The sequence below is a fragment of the Phyllobacterium sp. MT110 genome, from assembly GCF_058792715.1.
In genome coordinates, this window is sequence record NZ_JBXAFE010000002.1 from 375,443 (window position 1) to 390,648 (window position 15,206).

The following is a 15,206-nucleotide window of genomic DNA, read 5'->3' on the forward strand; positions in this document are numbered from 1 at the left end:
TGCGAACATTTCACGTATCAAGATCATTCCTTTTCTTCGACATCTTCCGGTATATGATGGTGTTTCACACAGCAAGCTTCAATGATGGACAGACCAGAATGACCAGCGACCAGACATCGGAGACGCCGCAGGCCGAGACCGGCGAGCAGCCGTCAGGCAAGCCTTTCGATCAACTGCCGCCTGCCGCACAGCGCGCATTGCTGGAAGCTGAGGCGCGCCGCACGGCCGAGGAACAACAAGCCGGACAGCCGCGGGAGATCGGCGGGCGCGGCGGCAAGGATCCCGCCCGCTTCGGCGATTGGGAAATCAAGGGCCGCACCATCGATTTCTGATCCCGTCGGCCTAGTGCCGGATGATTTCGATGCCCAGTTTTTCCCGCCGCAGCCAACGGCTCATCAGCAGAATGGCGGCGGCAGCCAGGCCGGACAGCAGGCCGAGCCAGATGCCTGCGCCTTCCAGCTTCAGCCAGAAACCGAAGGCGACCGAGAGCGGCAGGCCGATGCCCCAATAGGCAATGGCCGCATAGATCATCGGTATCGTCGTGTCATGCAGGCCGCGAAGCATGCCGCTGGCAACGGCCTGCCCGCCGTCAAAAATCTGAAAAAGCGCGGCAAAGGCCAGAAACGACACTGCGAGGGATACGACCGGCGCATTGGCCGGATCGCTGACATCGATGAATGCGCGGATGAGCTGATGGGGCGCCAGGAGCATGAGCAGTGCTGTGAGAACCATGAAGCCTGTGCCCGCGGCAAATGCCACCCAGCCCGCCCGCTTGATACCATCCCGGTCCTGTGCACCGTAGGCCCTGCCAATGCGCACGGTTGCCGCCTGACCGAAGCCCATGGGCACCATGAAGCTGATCGACGCGATCTGGATGGCAATGGCATGGGCGGCAAGGGAATCGGGCCCGATAATGCCCATCAGAAAGGCGGCCGCGTTGAAGATGGTCACTTCAAAGCTGAGGATCGCTGCAATGGGCAGGCCGAGGCGCAGGAGTTCACGATAGCGGGCCCAGTCGGCGCGCCAGAACCGGCCAAACAGCCGGTAGCGGCGAAACTGCCGGTCGCGCAAAACGACAATGACAAGACCGATGAACATCAGCGCGGAGGACAGCGTCGTGGCAATGCCCGAGCCGACGATGCCTAGTTTGGGGAAACCGAAATGGCCGAAGATCAGGCACCAGTTTGCCAGGGCATTGAACATCACGGCGAGGACGGCGATCACCAGCGCCCAGCCTGGACGCTCGAGTGCTGCCAGGAATGAACGGACGACGATGTAGCAATAGAACGGCAGGGCTGCCCATTGCAGGGCCCTGACATAGGCGCCTGCCTCGGCCGCAAGCGCCGGATCCTGCCCCATGGCCATCAGGATCGACTGGGTGTTCCACAGGACAAACCAGATGGGAATGGAGATCGTCACCGCAATCCACAGGCCCTGACGCACGGTGCGGCGGATTTCCCGTACGGTGTGTTTGTTGCGGCCCAGCTCGCGCGCCATCATCGGCGATGTCGCCAGCATGAGACCAAGGCCAAAGATCATCGGAACATAATAGAGATTGGTACCAAGTGCCCCGGCCGCCAGCGTGTGCGCGCTGACCCAGCCCATCATCATGACGTCGGTTGCCGTCATGGCGGTCTGAGCCAGGTTGGTGAGAATCATCGGCCAGCTCAAGGACAGCATTGCAATGATTTCGTCACGCCATGCACGCTTCAGTGCTGCGTTTGGGGTCGAGAGGGCGGACATCGTGGGTCTTTCCGAGGGAATTGCCTCGTATAGAGGCAGAGTGCACCATTTTCAGGCAGAAATCTTGGTATCATCAATTTCGGAAAGAGCAAAGTGCATCACAGATACAATCTGGCGTTGGTTTCATTTGGAATGTCATCCGATTAATACTTGGAGGAATTGACATTTTGTAATTTAAAAAATACATTTTTGATGCAGATCAAACAGACGGACACCTATCGGAGATGGGAGCGGAAGCTTAGAGACGACAGGGCAAGAGCTGCGATTGCTGCCCGGCTGTTCCGTTTGGCCAATGGTCTGGTCGGTGATGTTTTGTCAGTCGGACAGGGCGTCAGCGAGCTGCGTATTCACTACGGACCCGGCTATCGCGTTTATTTCAAACGGCACAACTCCGAGATTGTCATTCTCTTGTGCGGTGGGAACAAGAGCACGCAACAGCAAGACATACGCAATGCAAAACTGTTGGCTGCAGAATGGAAAGACGACAATGGCGACAAAGCTTTATGATTATGATCCAGCAGAGGCTTTGAAATCGGACGATGCAATCGAAGTGTTCCTGGCCGATGCGTTTGAAACGGGCGACGCAGGTCATATTGCAAAAGCGCTGGGTGTCGTGGCGCGCGCCAAGGGGATGACGAGCATTGCCCGTGCAACCGGCTTGGCGCGTGAACAACTGTACAGGTCTTTGAGCGAGGACGGGAATCCGACGCTTGAAACGACGATTGCCGTCATGAAGGCGATCGGTTTCCAGATTACAGGAAAACGGGCCGCCTGAACGGAAAGGGCCACTCCGAAGAGTGGCCCCGCAATTCCGTCTGGCACAAAGCTGTCGTTTTGGCCTTCTTACCCCTGGACCAGCCAGGGTGCTTATTCAACGGAGAGACGATCCCCGATGGAAAGCATCAGACGCCTTGTGGCAGTTTGCGAAATCACGAGACATCGGATCACCTCCTTTTCATTCGTTGAACACAAATTGAGAATGGGGTCTGCCGCGTCAGGTTTCAAGGAAAAATTTTCAATCGCCGTTTTCAGCAGCCCGTGAAAGTGCGTTGCCAGCCGGAAACGAAGCGCATAGGTTCTGCCGGACCTCCGGCAGCAGTGTGCCGGAGCCTATGATTTGGAGTTGTTGCATGGCGGCACAAGAAAGCGCGGCGCGGATCATCCGCACAGTCCTACACATGCTGGAGCCGCAATTTGCCGTGGAGCTATGGAATGGCGAGCGTATCGGCGACATGGACGGCCCGGTGCTTGCGATCAACGATCCGATGGCCGTGCGCCGTCTGGCGCTGAAACCCAACATCGGATCGATCGTCGAGCTGTGGATTTCGGGTCAGATCGACGTGAAGAACGGCACGCTGTTCGACCTGGTCGAGCGTGGGCCCAAAGGCAAGTTCAAGCAGAAGCTCAAGACCCTGCCCAAATGGCAACTGCTGAAGGACGTGCCGGCTTTGCTGCTCGGCGGCCGCGGCACGGATGCTTCGGGCGTCGATGGACAGAAGCCTTTCGTCAGCGGCTCGGACAAGGCGGCCATTACCCATCATTATGATGTGTCGAATGAATTCTACCAGCTCTTCCTCGACGAGCGCATGGTCTACACCTGTGCCTACTTCACCGACTGGGCCAACAGCCTCGATCAGGCGCAGGAAGCCAAGCTGGACCTGATCTGCCGCAAGTTGCGCTTGAAGCCTGGCGAAAAACTGCTGGATATCGGCTGCGGCTGGGGTGCGATGCTGATCCATGCGGCCAAGCATTACGGCATCACTGGAACCGGCGTGTCGCTTTCAGAAGCCCAGACTGCGCTTGCCCGCGAACGGATCAAGGCAGAGGGTCTGGAAGACAAGATCACGATTCACGTGAAATCCTACGAACACCTCGACGAGGAGTTCGACAAGATTTCATCGATCGGCATGTTCGAACATGTCGGCATCGCCAATTACGATACGTATTTTTCCAGCGTGCATCGTCTGCTGCGACCGGGTGGCCTCTACCTTCATCACGCTATCACCCGGCGCATGAAGCGCAACAAGAAGACGTTTGGCCGCAAGAGTGCCGAGCATCTGGCGCTGGTGAAATATATCTTCCCGGGCGGTGAACTCGACCATCTCGGCATGACCATCGAAAATCTCGAAGGCTATGGTTTCGAGGTTCACGATGTGGAAAACCTGCGCGAGCACTATGGCCGGACCTGCCGTCTCTGGGCCGATCGACTGCATGCCCGCTTTGACAAGGCGATTGCGGAAGTTGGTGCGCCAAAAGCCCGGCTCTGGCTGCTCTATTTGACCGGCTGCGCACTGGCGTTCGAGCGCGGGACCGTACAGATCAACCAGACGCTGGCATCCAAGCGCAAGCGCGGAATTTCCGCAGTGCCACAGACAAGAGCCGATCTCTACCGCTAGAGACCGGCTCTTGTTCGGGTTTTTGTAGCGGCTTGCCGCTCAGCCCTTCTTGTTCTGCCGGTTGGCGATCAGATCATCGACGACAGCCGGATCGGCCAGTGTCGACGTATCGCCCAGCGAGCCGAAATCGTCCTCGGCGATCTTGCGCAGGATGCGGCGCATGATCTTGCCCGAGCGCGTCTTGGGCAAGCCCGGTGCAAACTGGATCTTGTCCGGGGAGGCAATCGGCCCGATTTCCTTGCGCACATGCGCAACAAGTTCCTTGCGCAGCTCGTCGGTGCCTTCGAGACCGGCCATCAGTGTGACATAGCAATAGATGCCCTGTCCCTTCAGCTCATGAGGATAACCGACCACGGCCGCTTCCGAAACCGTGTCATGGGAGACCAGAGCCGATTCCACTTCGGCGGTACCCATGCGGTGACCCGACACGTTGAGCACGTCGTCGACACGGCCGGTGATCCAGTAATAGCCATCCTTGTCGCGGCGGCAGCCATCCCCGGTGAAATACTTACCCTTGTAGGTGGAGAAATAAGCCTCGATGAAGCGCTTGTGATCGCCATAGAGCGTGCGCATCTGTCCCGGCCACGAGTCGGTGATGCAGAGATTGCCGTCGGCTGCACCTTCCAGCACGTCACCTTCATTGTCGACCAGCTGTGGCTGCACCCCGAAGAACGGGCGCGTGGCGGAACCCGGTTTCAAGTCGGTGGCACCCGGCAGCGGCGTGATGAGAATACCGCCGGTTTCCGTCTGCCACCAGGTATCGACGATGGGCGAGCGCTTGTCGCCGACCACCTGATAGTACCATTCCCAGGCTTCCGGGTTGATCGGTTCGCCGACCGAACCAAGGATGCGCAGCGATTTGCGCGAGGTCTTCTTGACCGGCTCATCACCGGCGCTCATCAGCGCACGAATGGCAGTGGGGGCGGTGTAGAAGATGTTGACCTTGTGCTTGTCGATGACTTCCCAGAAACGCGAATTGCTGGGGTAGTTGGGAACACCTTCGAACATCAGGGTCGTGGCGCCGTTGGCAAGCGGGCCGTAGACGATATAGGAGTGGCCGGTGACCCAGCCCACATCGGCCGTGCACCAGTAGATATCACCGTCGTGATAGTCGAAGACATACTGGTGCGTCATCGAGGCATAGACGAGATAGCCGCCTGTCGTGTGCAGCACACCCTTCGGCTTGCCGGTGGAGCCCGATGTGTAAAGGATGAACAGCGGATCTTCAGCCTTCATCTTTTCCGGCTTGCACTCGGGCTTCACGCTGAGAATTTCCTCGTGATACCAGAGGTCGCGGTTCGGCGCCCAGCTGGTCTTGCCGCCCGTGCGGCGGACAACCAGCACGTTCTTCACCATCACATAATTCTTTGCAGCGATGTCGATGGCCTTGTCCGTATTGTCCTTCAGCGGGATCGGCTTGCCGCCGCGCATGCCTTCGTCGGCCGTGATGACGAAGGTGGATTCGCAATCGATGATGCGGCCGGCAAGCGCATCGGGCGAGAAACCGCCGAAAACGACGGAGTGGACAGCGCCGATACGCGCGCAGGCCAGCATCGCGTAGGTGGCTTCGACGATCATCGGCATATAGATCGTCACGCGGTCGCCCTTCTTGACGCCGTGCTTCTTCAGCACATTGGCAAGACGGCAGACCTGCTCATACAACTCGTTGTAGGTGACTTTCTTGTCGAGGTAGGGATTGTCGCCCTCCCAGATGATGGCGACCTGGTCGCCGCGCTTCTTCAGGTGCCGGTCGATGCAATTGTAAGAGACATTGGTCTGGCCGTCTTCGAACCATTTGATCGCGACCTTGCCCTCGAAGGAGGTGTTCTTGACCTTGGTATAGGGCTTGAACCAGTCGATGCGCTTGCCGTGCTTGGCCCAGAATTTCTCCGGATCCTTGATGCTCTGCTTGTACCAGGCGAGATATGTTTCATTGTCGATAAGCGCGTTCTTCTTCGCGCTTGGCAGCACGGGGTAGACCTTCTCGGACATCAATTTCCTCCAAACCTGAGCTGACGGGCCTCCACCCGGATGCCTCCCGGGGAGAGAGGCGCATGGCGTTCATTATCACCATGCAAATCGATGCGTAAATACAACAAATGCCCCGGAGGGAACGGCGTTCCGTCGCACACAAACCGCTACGCGTTGTAATATTACGTTACATTTTGTTATGGGGCGTGATCCATTTTGGACACATTTTGCCTTAGACCGTCTCTGCCTTGACTTGGGAGGATAATGTCGGCGCGCCGTGTGGACTGAAGAGCGTGCGCCCAATCAAGGACTGATGGATGACGATGTTACCCTTGCGCGGCGTTGTGTTTCGCGCAAAATCCGCCTCTCTGGCGATTGCCCTGTTCGGGCTCACTTTTGCAAATCCCGCCACTGCCGGCACGCTGCCGGAACCGGCCAATCCCTGGAAACGGCTCGGTGCACACCTCTTTGACGAAGAGCATGCGCATCTGCTCGGCGATTCCCTGTTCGACAAGATCGATCCGCTCGTGCTTGCCGCCATGCCGCGCGGCAAATCCTATATTCAGTACAAGGCCCCGGCCAATTGCGTGCCGGAACGGCTCAAGCATGTCTTGAACCGCGTTTCCGCGGCCTATGGCCCGATCACCGTCAATTCGACCGTGCGGTCACGCAACGCCAACCGCAGGGCAGGCGGGCGGGAAAAGTCCTACCACCTGAGCTGCCAGGCTGTTGACTTCCGCGTGCATGGAAGCGCGTCCGGCCTGCTGCAGCATCTGTCGGGCAGCAAGGAAGTCGGCGGCTTCAAACGCTATCCCGCCGGTTACTATCACATCGATACGGGACCGCGCCGCAGCTGGTGACGACAGCGTCTCAGGTCCGGCTGCCGAAGATAGCCGAGCCGACGCGCACGGATGTCGCGCCAAAGCCGACGGCGGTCTCGTAGTCGCCCGACATGCCCATGGAGAGCTTTTCCACGCCGGCTTCCTGCGCGATCTTTTCCAGAAGGGCAAAGTGCGGGCCAGGGTTCTCATCCGCCGGAGGGATGCACATCAGGCCTTCGATGGCCAGTCCGTGCACCGTGCGGCAGCGCTCGACAAAGGCGACGGCTTCCTTCGGCTCGATCCCGGCTTTCTGCGGTTCGGAGCCGGTATTGACCTGAACGTAGAGCTTGGGAAACCGGTTCTGCTTCTTCATTTCGCCGGCAAGGGCAGCGGCGATCTTTTCCCGGTCAACCGTTTCGATGACATCAAACAGCGCAACGGCGTCTTCACTCTTGTTTGATTGCAGCGGGCCGATGAGATGAAGGTCTATACCCGCATAGTCCTCGCGCAAACCAGGCCATTTTGATTGCGCTTCCTGAACCCGGTTTTCCCCGAAGACACGCTGTCCGGCATCCAGAACAGGACGAATCTCTGCTGCGTCAAAGGTTTTCGATACGGCAACGAGCGTCACCGAACCTTCCCTACGGTTGGCTTCCGCTGCGGCTTTCGCAATGGCATTGCGAACGGCAAGAAGGTTTTCAACGGCGGTCGACATGGTCAAGCGTGTCCTTTTTGATGCAGTTTCGGCCAAACCCTCATTGTCAATGGTTGACGCTCTGGTCAATCCATGGTGAAGGTCCGCCCATCACTATCCTTTGCAAGAGAATCCCGTTCATGGCAACCGAACGATACAATCCCCGCGTAGCCGAGAAGCATTGGCAAAAGGTTTGGGACGAAGCCAAGCTCTTCGAAACCGACAATGACGATCCGCGCGACCCCTACTACGTGCTTGAGATGTTCCCCTATCCGTCGGGACGCATCCACATGGGGCATGTGCGCAACTATGCCATGGGTGACGTCGTTGCCCGCTACAAGCGCGCCAAGGGATTCAATGTTCTCCACCCGATGGGATGGGACGCCTTCGGCATGCCGGCAGAAAACGCTGCGATGCAGAACAAGGTTCATCCCAAGGAATGGACCTACCAGAACATCGCGACAATGCGCAGCCAGCTGAAGTCCATGGGTCTTTCGCTGGACTGGTCGCGCGAATTCGCCACCTGCGATGTCGAATATTACCACCGCCAGCAGATGCTGTTCCTCGACTTTGTCGAGAAGGGGCTGGTGACGCGCAAGTCTTCCAAGGTCAACTGGGACCCCGAGGACATGACGGTGCTTGCCAACGAGCAGGTCATCGATGGCCGCGGATGGCGCTCCGGTGCGCTGGTGGAGCAGCGCGAACTGACGCAATGGTTCTTCAAGATCACCGATTTCAATGAAGAGTTGCTGAGCGCTCTGGATGGTCTCGATCAGTGGCCGGACAAGGTGCGGCTGATGCAGCGCAATTGGATCGGCAAGTCCGAAGGCATGCTGATCCGCTGGGCGCTGGACACCCAATCGCAGATCGGCGGCGAGACCGAGGTCGAGGTCTATACGACGCGGCCCGATACGCTGTTCGGTGCATCGTTCCTGGCCATTGCGGCGGATCATCCGCTGGCGAAAAAAGCGGCGGAGAACAATCCCGCCCTGGCTGAATTCAATGATGAATGCCGCCGCGCGGGTACATCTCTGGCTGCGCTGGAAACCGCGGAAAAGCGGGGTTTCGATACGGGCCTGCGCGTCAAACATCCTCTTGATGAGAACTGGACACTGCCGGTCTTTGTCGCGAATTTCGTATTGATGGATTACGGCACGGGCGCGATTTTCGGCTGCCCGTCCGGCGATCAGCGCGATCTGGATTTTGCCAACAAGTATGGCCTGCCTGTCGTGGCTGTTGTCATGCCGGAGGGCGGCGATGCCGCCACATTCCAGATCACCGAAACGGCTTATGTTGATGACGGCGTGATGATCAATTCGCGCTTCCTCGATGGGCTGTCGCCCGCAGCGGCCTTTGATGCGGTTGCCAAGCTTCTGGAAGAACAAACACTCGGCGGCCGTCCGCAGGGCGAGCGCAAGGTGAATTTCCGCCTGCGCGACTGGGGCATCTCGCGCCAGCGCTACTGGGGCTGCCCGATCCCGATGATCCATTGCGACGATTGCGGCGTTGTTCCGGTTCCCAAGGCTGATCTGCCGGTGAAGCTGCCGGATGACGTGGAATTCGATCGTCCGGGTAACCCGCTCGACAGGCACCCGACGTGGCGGCATGTCAATTGCCCGCAATGCGGCAAGGCGGCCCGGCGCGAAACCGACACGATGGATACATTTGTCGATTCGTCCTGGTATTTTGCCCGCTTCACCGCGCCGTGGGAGAACGAGCCGACCGATCCGAAAGTGGCCAATCACTGGCTGCCGGTCGATCAGTATATCGGCGGCATCGAGCATGCGATCCTGCATCTGCTCTATTCGCGTTTCTTTACCCGCGCGATGAAAGTTGCCGGGCATCTCGGTATCAGCGAGCCGTTCAAGGGACTGTTCACGCAAGGCATGGTCGTGCACGAGACCTATCGGCTTGGCACGGGCGCCAATGGTAGCTGGGTCACGCCGGCCGAAGTGCGGCTGGAGGAAAGCAGCGGCAAGCGCCGGGCGGTTCTGATCGCCACCGGCGACGAGGTCGAAATCGGCTCGATCGAGAAAATGTCGAAGTCGAAGAAGAACGTTGTCGATCCGGACGACATCATCGCTTCCTATGGCGCCGATACCGCGCGCTGGTTCATGCTGTCGGATTCGCCGCCTGAGCGCGACGTGATCTGGACCGAAGCGGGAGCCGAGGGTGCGCATCGCTTTGTCCAGCGTGTCTGGCGCCTGATCTCCGAAGCAGCGCCGGTCCTGCAGGGAGCGACGGCCGCACCTGCCTTCGACGGCGATGCGGCGGCGATTTCCAAGGCTGCCCACCGGACGGTCAAGGCCGTCGGCGAAGACATCGAAAAACTGGCTTTCAACAAGGCCGTTGCGCGTCTCTATGAACTCGTCAATGTGCTGGCTGCTCCCTTGCAGAAGATCGCCGCAGGCGAAGCCGATGCGACAATCATCGCTGCCTGCCGCGAAGCAACGGATATGCTGATTGCCATGATCGCGCCGATGATGCCCCATCTGGCCGAGGAGTGCTGGAAAGCCCTCAACGGCAGCGGTTTCGTTGCTGACAAAGCCTGGCCGCACCACAACGAAGCGCTGATCGTCGAGAACACCGTCACGATGCCGGTACAGATAAACGGCAAGAAGCGGGGTGATTTGACAATTGCCCGCGATGCGGATCAATTGACGGTCGAAAAGGCCGCTCTCGAACTTGATTTTGTCAAGGTGGTGTTGAACGGTATTCCGCCGAAGAAAGTCATTATCGTACCGCAGAGGATCATCAATGTCGTTGCCTGATCGTTTCCAGCCGGTGTCCGGCTCCAAGCGCTTGCTGTCCGTATGCGTTCTCGGCATGGCTCTGATCGCCGGCGGTTGCCAGGTTCGTCCGCTCTATTCCAATCCGGGTCCGGTGGCAGGCGCTGGCGTGAGCGGCAACGTGCAGTCGAAACTTGCCACCATCGCCATTGCAGAAGTGGGCAGCCGCGAAGCACAGCAGGTGCGCAACAATCTGATCTTCATGTTCAATCATGGAGCCGGTCAGCCTGCGAATGCCGCCTATACGCTGCAACTCGGCGTTGGCTACCAGGATCTGTCGCTTGCACTCATCCAGAATGCAACAAACGACAAATCCGGTCAGCCGACCGCCGGTTCGATGCGCATGACTGGCAGCTACACGCTGACGCGCATTGCGGACGGCAAGGTCGTCGGCAAGGGCACCCGTCTTGTGACGGCCGACTACGATGCACCAAGACAGCGCTATGCCGTTCTCCGGGCGCAGCGCGATGCGGTCAACCGGGCGGCCCGGGAAGTTGCGGAGGCTTTGAACCTCAGCGTTGCGCAGGACATGTCCAAGCTCTGAGGGCATAACGGGGCGGCCCCCATGCGTCTGATTTCCCTCTCGGCGACCGGTTACCGGTCGCTGCAATCGATCCGGCTGGATATCCGCCAGCTTGCCGTGTTCGTCGGCGAGAACGGTGTCGGCAAATCCAACCTTTATCGCGCCATGCAGATGATCAAGGCGGCGGCCGAGGGCACGCTTTCCTACGAGATAGCCCGCGAGGGCGGTATGCAATCGGCGCTATGGACCGGCAAACGCAAACCCGGGCCGGTGCGTATGATCTTCAGCGCTTCCTTCGACGATGACGAGGAAGCGATTCGGACCGGGCATGCGGTGCGCACGGGATTTGCGCCGAGCTACAGCATTGAGATCGGATTGCGGCCTCCGGTTGCGGCAGGCTTTGCCTTCGAACCGCAGATCAAGGAAGAAAGTCTGACAATCGATTCCGGCCGCCGCCCGGTCGAAATGATGGACCGCAAGGGCCCGGCGGTGTTTGCCCGCGACGACAGTGGCCGAAGAATTGAGCATCCGGTGCGCCTGCTTGATTCGGAAACCGCATTGGCGGCGCTCGGCAATGCGGGGCGATATCCCGAAATCGGTGATTTGCGCGCCACCATTCTGGGATGGCGGTTCTATCACGGCTTCCGGACGGACCGCGATTCGCCGGTCAGGCAGCCTGCTCTGGCAATCACCGCGCCGATGCTGGATGAGGACGGCCGGAATCTGGCTGCCGTTTTCGCCACATTGGTGCACATCCGCGGGGATACCGTTGATCTCGACCATTGCATTGCATCGGCTCTCGGCGGTGCGGTGCTTGACGTGCCTGTTCCCCGCGAAACCGCGACGTTCGGTTTGCAGATGCCGGAATTCCCGCAGCGGATTTTCCGGCCCGAAGAGCTTTCGGACGGGCAGATTCGGTTTCTCGCCCTGGCCGGTGCGCTTCTGTCCTATCGCCTGCCGCGGCTTATCGCGCTGAACGAGCCGGAGACCAGCCTGCACCCGTCCATGCTTCCCGCCCTGGCGGAAATGATCGCCAATGCAGCGGAACGGACACAGGTTTGGATCGTCACCCATTCACGTATCCTCGCCGATGAAATTGAAGCGCGAACCGGGGCGCGAGCCCTGACGGTGGTGCGCGACCATGGTGCTACGACCATCAAGGGCGTGCGCGTGTCGGGTAGCTATTCCGACGATGACGATTGAGCATCGTTCTCCTCGGATTCTCCGCGAATGCGCCGCCGGGGAAATAATTTTCTCCGTGGGATGGAAACTTGGCAGATCGTAACTCTACAATTCGGGTAGAGATGACCAGAGTTGGAACAGGATTGTTTCAACAGGTCAGGATCACCGATGTTCACTCGCCGTCATTTCCTTGCTGCGACCACTGTTCTTTTCAGTCTCGGAGCGTTTGCTTCCGCTCAGGCGGAGGATCTTAAGATCACCATCGGCTATCAGACCGTGGTCGAACCATCCAAGGTCCCGCAGGCCGATGGTGCCTATGAAAAAGCTGCATCCGCTAAAATCGACTGGCGGAAGTTTGATTCCGGTGCGGATGTCATAGCCGCTGTTGCTTCCGGCTCAGTTGACATCGGTTATGTCGGATCCAGTCCGCTGGCCGCTGCTGCCAGCCGCGAGTTGCCGATCCAGACCATTCTCGTTGTTGGTCTCATCGGCGAATCGGAAGCACTGGTCGCCCGCAATGGCTCCAATGTCAGCAAGATTGCCGATCTGGCCGGCAAGAAAGTGGCTGTGCCCTTCGTTTCAACGACGCATTACAGTCTGCTTGCCGCATTGAAGCATGAAGGCGTCGATTCAAAGTCGGTCAATGTCCTCAACCTGCGTCCGCCGGAAATCGCCGCGGCCTGGGAGCGCGGTGATATCGATGCGGCCTATGTGTGGGATCCGGCGCTTGGCCAGATCAGGACCAGCGGCAAAATCATCGTGGATTCATCCAAAGTTGCCGAATGGGGTGCGCCGACATTCGATGCCTGGATCGTCCGTACAGAATTTGCCGAAAAACACCCGGATGCCGTGCGTGATTTCGTCAAGGTGACCGGGGCGGCCTATGCCGACTATCTGGCAAAGCCGGATGCGTGGTCAGTGACATCGCCGCAGGCCGAGAAGATCAGCCGTCTGACGGGGGCAAAGGCTGACGACGTGCCACTTCTGCTGAAGGGCTATGTTTTCCCGACCCTGACGGAACAGGCATCCTCCAGGTTCCTTGGCGGCGATACGGTGAAGGCCATTGCCGCCACATCGCAATTTCTGAAAGAGCAGGGGAAGATTGACGCTGTCCTTCCTGATTACTCCAAATATGCAACGGCAAAATTCGTGGAGGCGGCGTTCGCATCGAACTGAGCTCAAAACCTTGTAACGCGGGGGTGTTCATGTGTTCTTTCCGGTCTTCGGGGTTCCCTCTCCCCCGAAGACCGGAAAGGCCGTGAACGCCGCCGTTCAACTGGTAGACCCCATGGCACATCTCTTTCTCGATCATGTCTCCGTGCACTATGACGGTCAGGCGCAGCCTGCTGTCACGCAGGCAAGCATTTCCGTCCAATCAGGCGATTTCGTCGTCCTGGTTGGCCGGTCCGGTTGCGGCAAGACCACCTTGCTGAATGTTGCGGCCGGACTGGTGCCGCCGACCAGAGGAACGGTGACCGTGGATGGGAAGACCATCACGGCGCCCGGTGCCGATCGCGCCGTTGTCTTCCAGAATGACGCGCTGTTTCCCTGGTTGAACGTGCGGGACAATGTCAGCTTCGCCCTGAAACTGCGCGGCGCACCCGCGCACGAGAGTGATGCTGCTGCAACGCGTCTGCTCGAACGGGTCAAGCTCGATGGCATCGGCGGCAAGGCGATCTGGGAACTGTCGGGTGGTATGCGCCAGCGGGTCGGCCTTGCCCGCGCGCTGGCGGCAGAACCGGATTTTCTGCTGATGGACGAGCCGCTGGGAGCGCTCGATGCGTTGACGCGAGAACGCATGCAGACCCTGCTTCTCGATATCTGGGCCGCCAACTCGGTCGGCGCTCTGATGGTGACCCACGGTATTGACGAGGCGCTGCTGCTGGCGACGCGGATCGTGGTGCTTGCCCCTGGTCCCGGCCGGGTTGTCAGGGAGATCGAGGCTGGTTTCGGCCGCCGCTATGTTGGCGGTGAACCTGTCCGGTCTATCAAGGCAGACCCGGCATTCAATCAAGCGCGTGCCGAGCTCGAAGATTCCATTTTCGAAGGAGAGGCGGCATGACGCTCTCCGTTGAAATCGGCCGGGATATTCCTGTTGAAAGCGCCACGGAGCGACCTGACGGCAAAAGGGCAAAGCCTTCGGCGAAAACGACGGCCCGCATTGCCAGCGCGGCAACCATTGTGGGCCTGGTGCTTGTCTGGATTGTCGCGGCGCATTTCAAACTGGTTTCTCCGGTTTTTCTGCCAGCGCCCTCGGCGGTGTTGTGGAAGTTCTATTCCGTCGCAACCAATGGCTTTGTCGACGCCACGCTGTGGCAGCACCTGCTTGCAAGTCTGCTGCGGGTGTTCGCGGCCCTGCTGCTTGCACTGATAGTCGCTGTTCCCGCCGGCATCGCCATCGGTGTCAGCGCCATCGGGCGCGGTATTTTCGATCCCATTATCGAATTCATCAGACCCATTCCGCCACTGGCCTATCTGCCGCTGGTCATCATCTGGTTCGGTATAGGCGAGCCGTCAAAAATCCTGGTGATTGCCATTGCCATGCTGGCACCGATTGCCATTTCCACCGCCGCCGGTGTCAAAGGCGCTTCGCTTGACCGGGTCAATGCGGCGCGCGCCCTCGGTGCCACGCGGTCGCAGGTCGTCCGCCACGTGATCTTGCCAAGCGCACTGCCCTCCATCCTCACCGGATTGCGCATTGCGCTTGGGGCGGGATGGTCGACGCTGGTTGCAGCGGAACTGGTGGCTGCCACGCGCGGTCTTGGCTTCATGATCCAGTCTGCCGCACAATTCCTGGTCACTGACGTGGTCATCATGGGCATTTTCGTTATCGCCATCGTCGCTTTCATTCTGGAAATCGGGATCAGGCGGCTGGAACGTTTGGTGGTGCCCTGGGCCGGCCGGGAATAGATAACTCCCGCCGGCGGAAAGGTGTTGCGGGAAACCGCTTGGCCTTTGCTTTGGCTTGCGTGACGCCAAGAAAACCAATCCGCATGCGGCTCATTATACGAAATATATTTTCTCTATAGAAATAGTCGAGTTGAATAGCATTGAGGCCATTCCTGATCACGGGAGGGCCCTTGGTAT

General features: G+C 59.1%; 14 protein-coding genes. 11 read left to right on the top strand and 3 right to left on the bottom strand.

Features of this window, described 5'->3' with window-relative positions; all coding sequences use genetic code 11:
• Positions 1 to 98 precede the first annotated feature (98 nt).
• The gene (locus AC1Q5O_RS13400) at positions 99 to 332 is read left to right on the top strand and encodes a DUF1674 domain-containing protein (RefSeq protein ID WP_492563578.1); all 234 of its coding nucleotides are present in this window, start codon (positions 99 to 101) and stop codon (positions 330 to 332) included.
• A gap of 10 nt (positions 333 to 342) precedes the next feature.
• Here AC1Q5O_RS13400 and AC1Q5O_RS13405 read toward each other — a convergent pair whose 3' ends face one another.
• Complete coding sequence (locus AC1Q5O_RS13405) at positions 343 to 1,743, bottom strand: MATE family efflux transporter (RefSeq protein WP_492563580.1); 1,401 nt, start codon at positions 1,741 to 1,743, stop codon at positions 343 to 345.
• 192 nt (positions 1,744 to 1,935) lie between these two features.
• Here AC1Q5O_RS13405 and AC1Q5O_RS13410 point away from each other — a divergent pair, with 192 nt between their 5' ends.
• The 3 genes from AC1Q5O_RS13410 (at position 1,936) to AC1Q5O_RS13420 (ending at position 4,139) form a co-directional block, all read left to right on the top strand.
• Positions 1,936 to 2,250, top strand: coding sequence for a type II toxin-antitoxin system RelE/ParE family toxin (locus tag AC1Q5O_RS13410; protein WP_492563581.1), 315 nt, complete (start codon positions 1,936 to 1,938; stop codon positions 2,248 to 2,250).
• Complete coding sequence (locus tag AC1Q5O_RS13415; RefSeq protein WP_472462254.1) at positions 2,231 to 2,518, top strand: addiction module antidote protein; 288 nt, start codon at positions 2,231 to 2,233, stop codon at positions 2,516 to 2,518. The genes AC1Q5O_RS13410 and AC1Q5O_RS13415 overlap by 20 nt, the downstream gene beginning before the upstream one ends.
• A 355-nt stretch (positions 2,519 to 2,873) precedes the next feature.
• Positions 2,874 to 4,139: a class I SAM-dependent methyltransferase gene (locus AC1Q5O_RS13420; RefSeq protein WP_492563583.1), complete on the top strand. Its 1,266-nt coding sequence runs from the start codon at positions 2,874 to 2,876 to the stop codon at positions 4,137 to 4,139.
• Positions 4,140 to 4,178: 39 nt separating this feature from the next.
• Here the strand turns inward: AC1Q5O_RS13420 and acs are convergent, their stop codons facing one another.
• Positions 4,179 to 6,131, bottom strand: coding sequence for an acetate--CoA ligase (acs, locus tag AC1Q5O_RS13425; protein WP_492563585.1), 1,953 nt, complete (start codon positions 6,129 to 6,131; stop codon positions 4,179 to 4,181).
• A gap of 296 nt (positions 6,132 to 6,427) precedes the next feature.
• Between acs and AC1Q5O_RS13430 the strand changes: the two genes are divergently transcribed.
• Entirely contained in the window at positions 6,428 to 6,970 is a 543-nt protein-coding gene (locus AC1Q5O_RS13430; RefSeq protein WP_492563586.1) for a YcbK family protein, read from the top strand.
• 10 nt (positions 6,971 to 6,980) lie between these two features.
• Here AC1Q5O_RS13430 and AC1Q5O_RS13435 read toward each other — a convergent pair whose 3' ends face one another.
• Positions 6,981 to 7,646, bottom strand: coding sequence for a YggS family pyridoxal phosphate-dependent enzyme (locus tag AC1Q5O_RS13435; RefSeq protein WP_492563588.1), 666 nt, complete (start codon positions 7,644 to 7,646; stop codon positions 6,981 to 6,983).
• A gap of 119 nt (positions 7,647 to 7,765) precedes the next feature.
• Here AC1Q5O_RS13435 and leuS point away from each other — a divergent pair, with 119 nt between their 5' ends.
• From leuS to AC1Q5O_RS13465, 6 genes are all read left to right on the top strand, one after another.
• A complete protein-coding gene (gene leuS / locus AC1Q5O_RS13440) occupies positions 7,766 to 10,396 on the top strand; it encodes a leucine--tRNA ligase (protein WP_492563590.1) in 2,631 nt (876 codons plus the stop codon).
• Positions 10,383 to 10,958, top strand: coding sequence for an LPS assembly lipoprotein LptE (locus AC1Q5O_RS13445; protein ID WP_492563592.1), 576 nt, complete (start codon positions 10,383 to 10,385; stop codon positions 10,956 to 10,958). Before leuS ends, AC1Q5O_RS13445 begins: the two co-directional genes overlap by 14 nt.
• 21 nt (positions 10,959 to 10,979) lie before the next feature.
• Positions 10,980 to 12,140, top strand: coding sequence for an AAA family ATPase (locus tag AC1Q5O_RS13450; protein ID WP_492563594.1), 1,161 nt, complete (start codon positions 10,980 to 10,982; stop codon positions 12,138 to 12,140).
• A 147-nt stretch (positions 12,141 to 12,287) separates the two neighbouring features.
• Positions 12,288 to 13,295, top strand: a complete 1,008-nt coding sequence (gene tauA / locus AC1Q5O_RS13455) for a taurine ABC transporter substrate-binding protein (RefSeq protein ID WP_492563595.1) — start codon at positions 12,288 to 12,290, stop codon at positions 13,293 to 13,295.
• Between the two features lie 112 nt (positions 13,296 to 13,407).
• A complete protein-coding gene (locus AC1Q5O_RS13460) occupies positions 13,408 to 14,181 on the top strand; it encodes a taurine ABC transporter ATP-binding protein (RefSeq protein ID WP_492563597.1) in 774 nt (257 codons plus the stop codon).
• A complete protein-coding gene (locus AC1Q5O_RS13465) occupies positions 14,178 to 15,029 on the top strand; it encodes an ABC transporter permease subunit (RefSeq protein WP_492563598.1) in 852 nt (283 codons plus the stop codon). The genes AC1Q5O_RS13460 and AC1Q5O_RS13465 overlap by 4 nt, the downstream gene beginning before the upstream one ends.
• Positions 15,030 to 15,206: the final 177 nt, after the last annotated feature.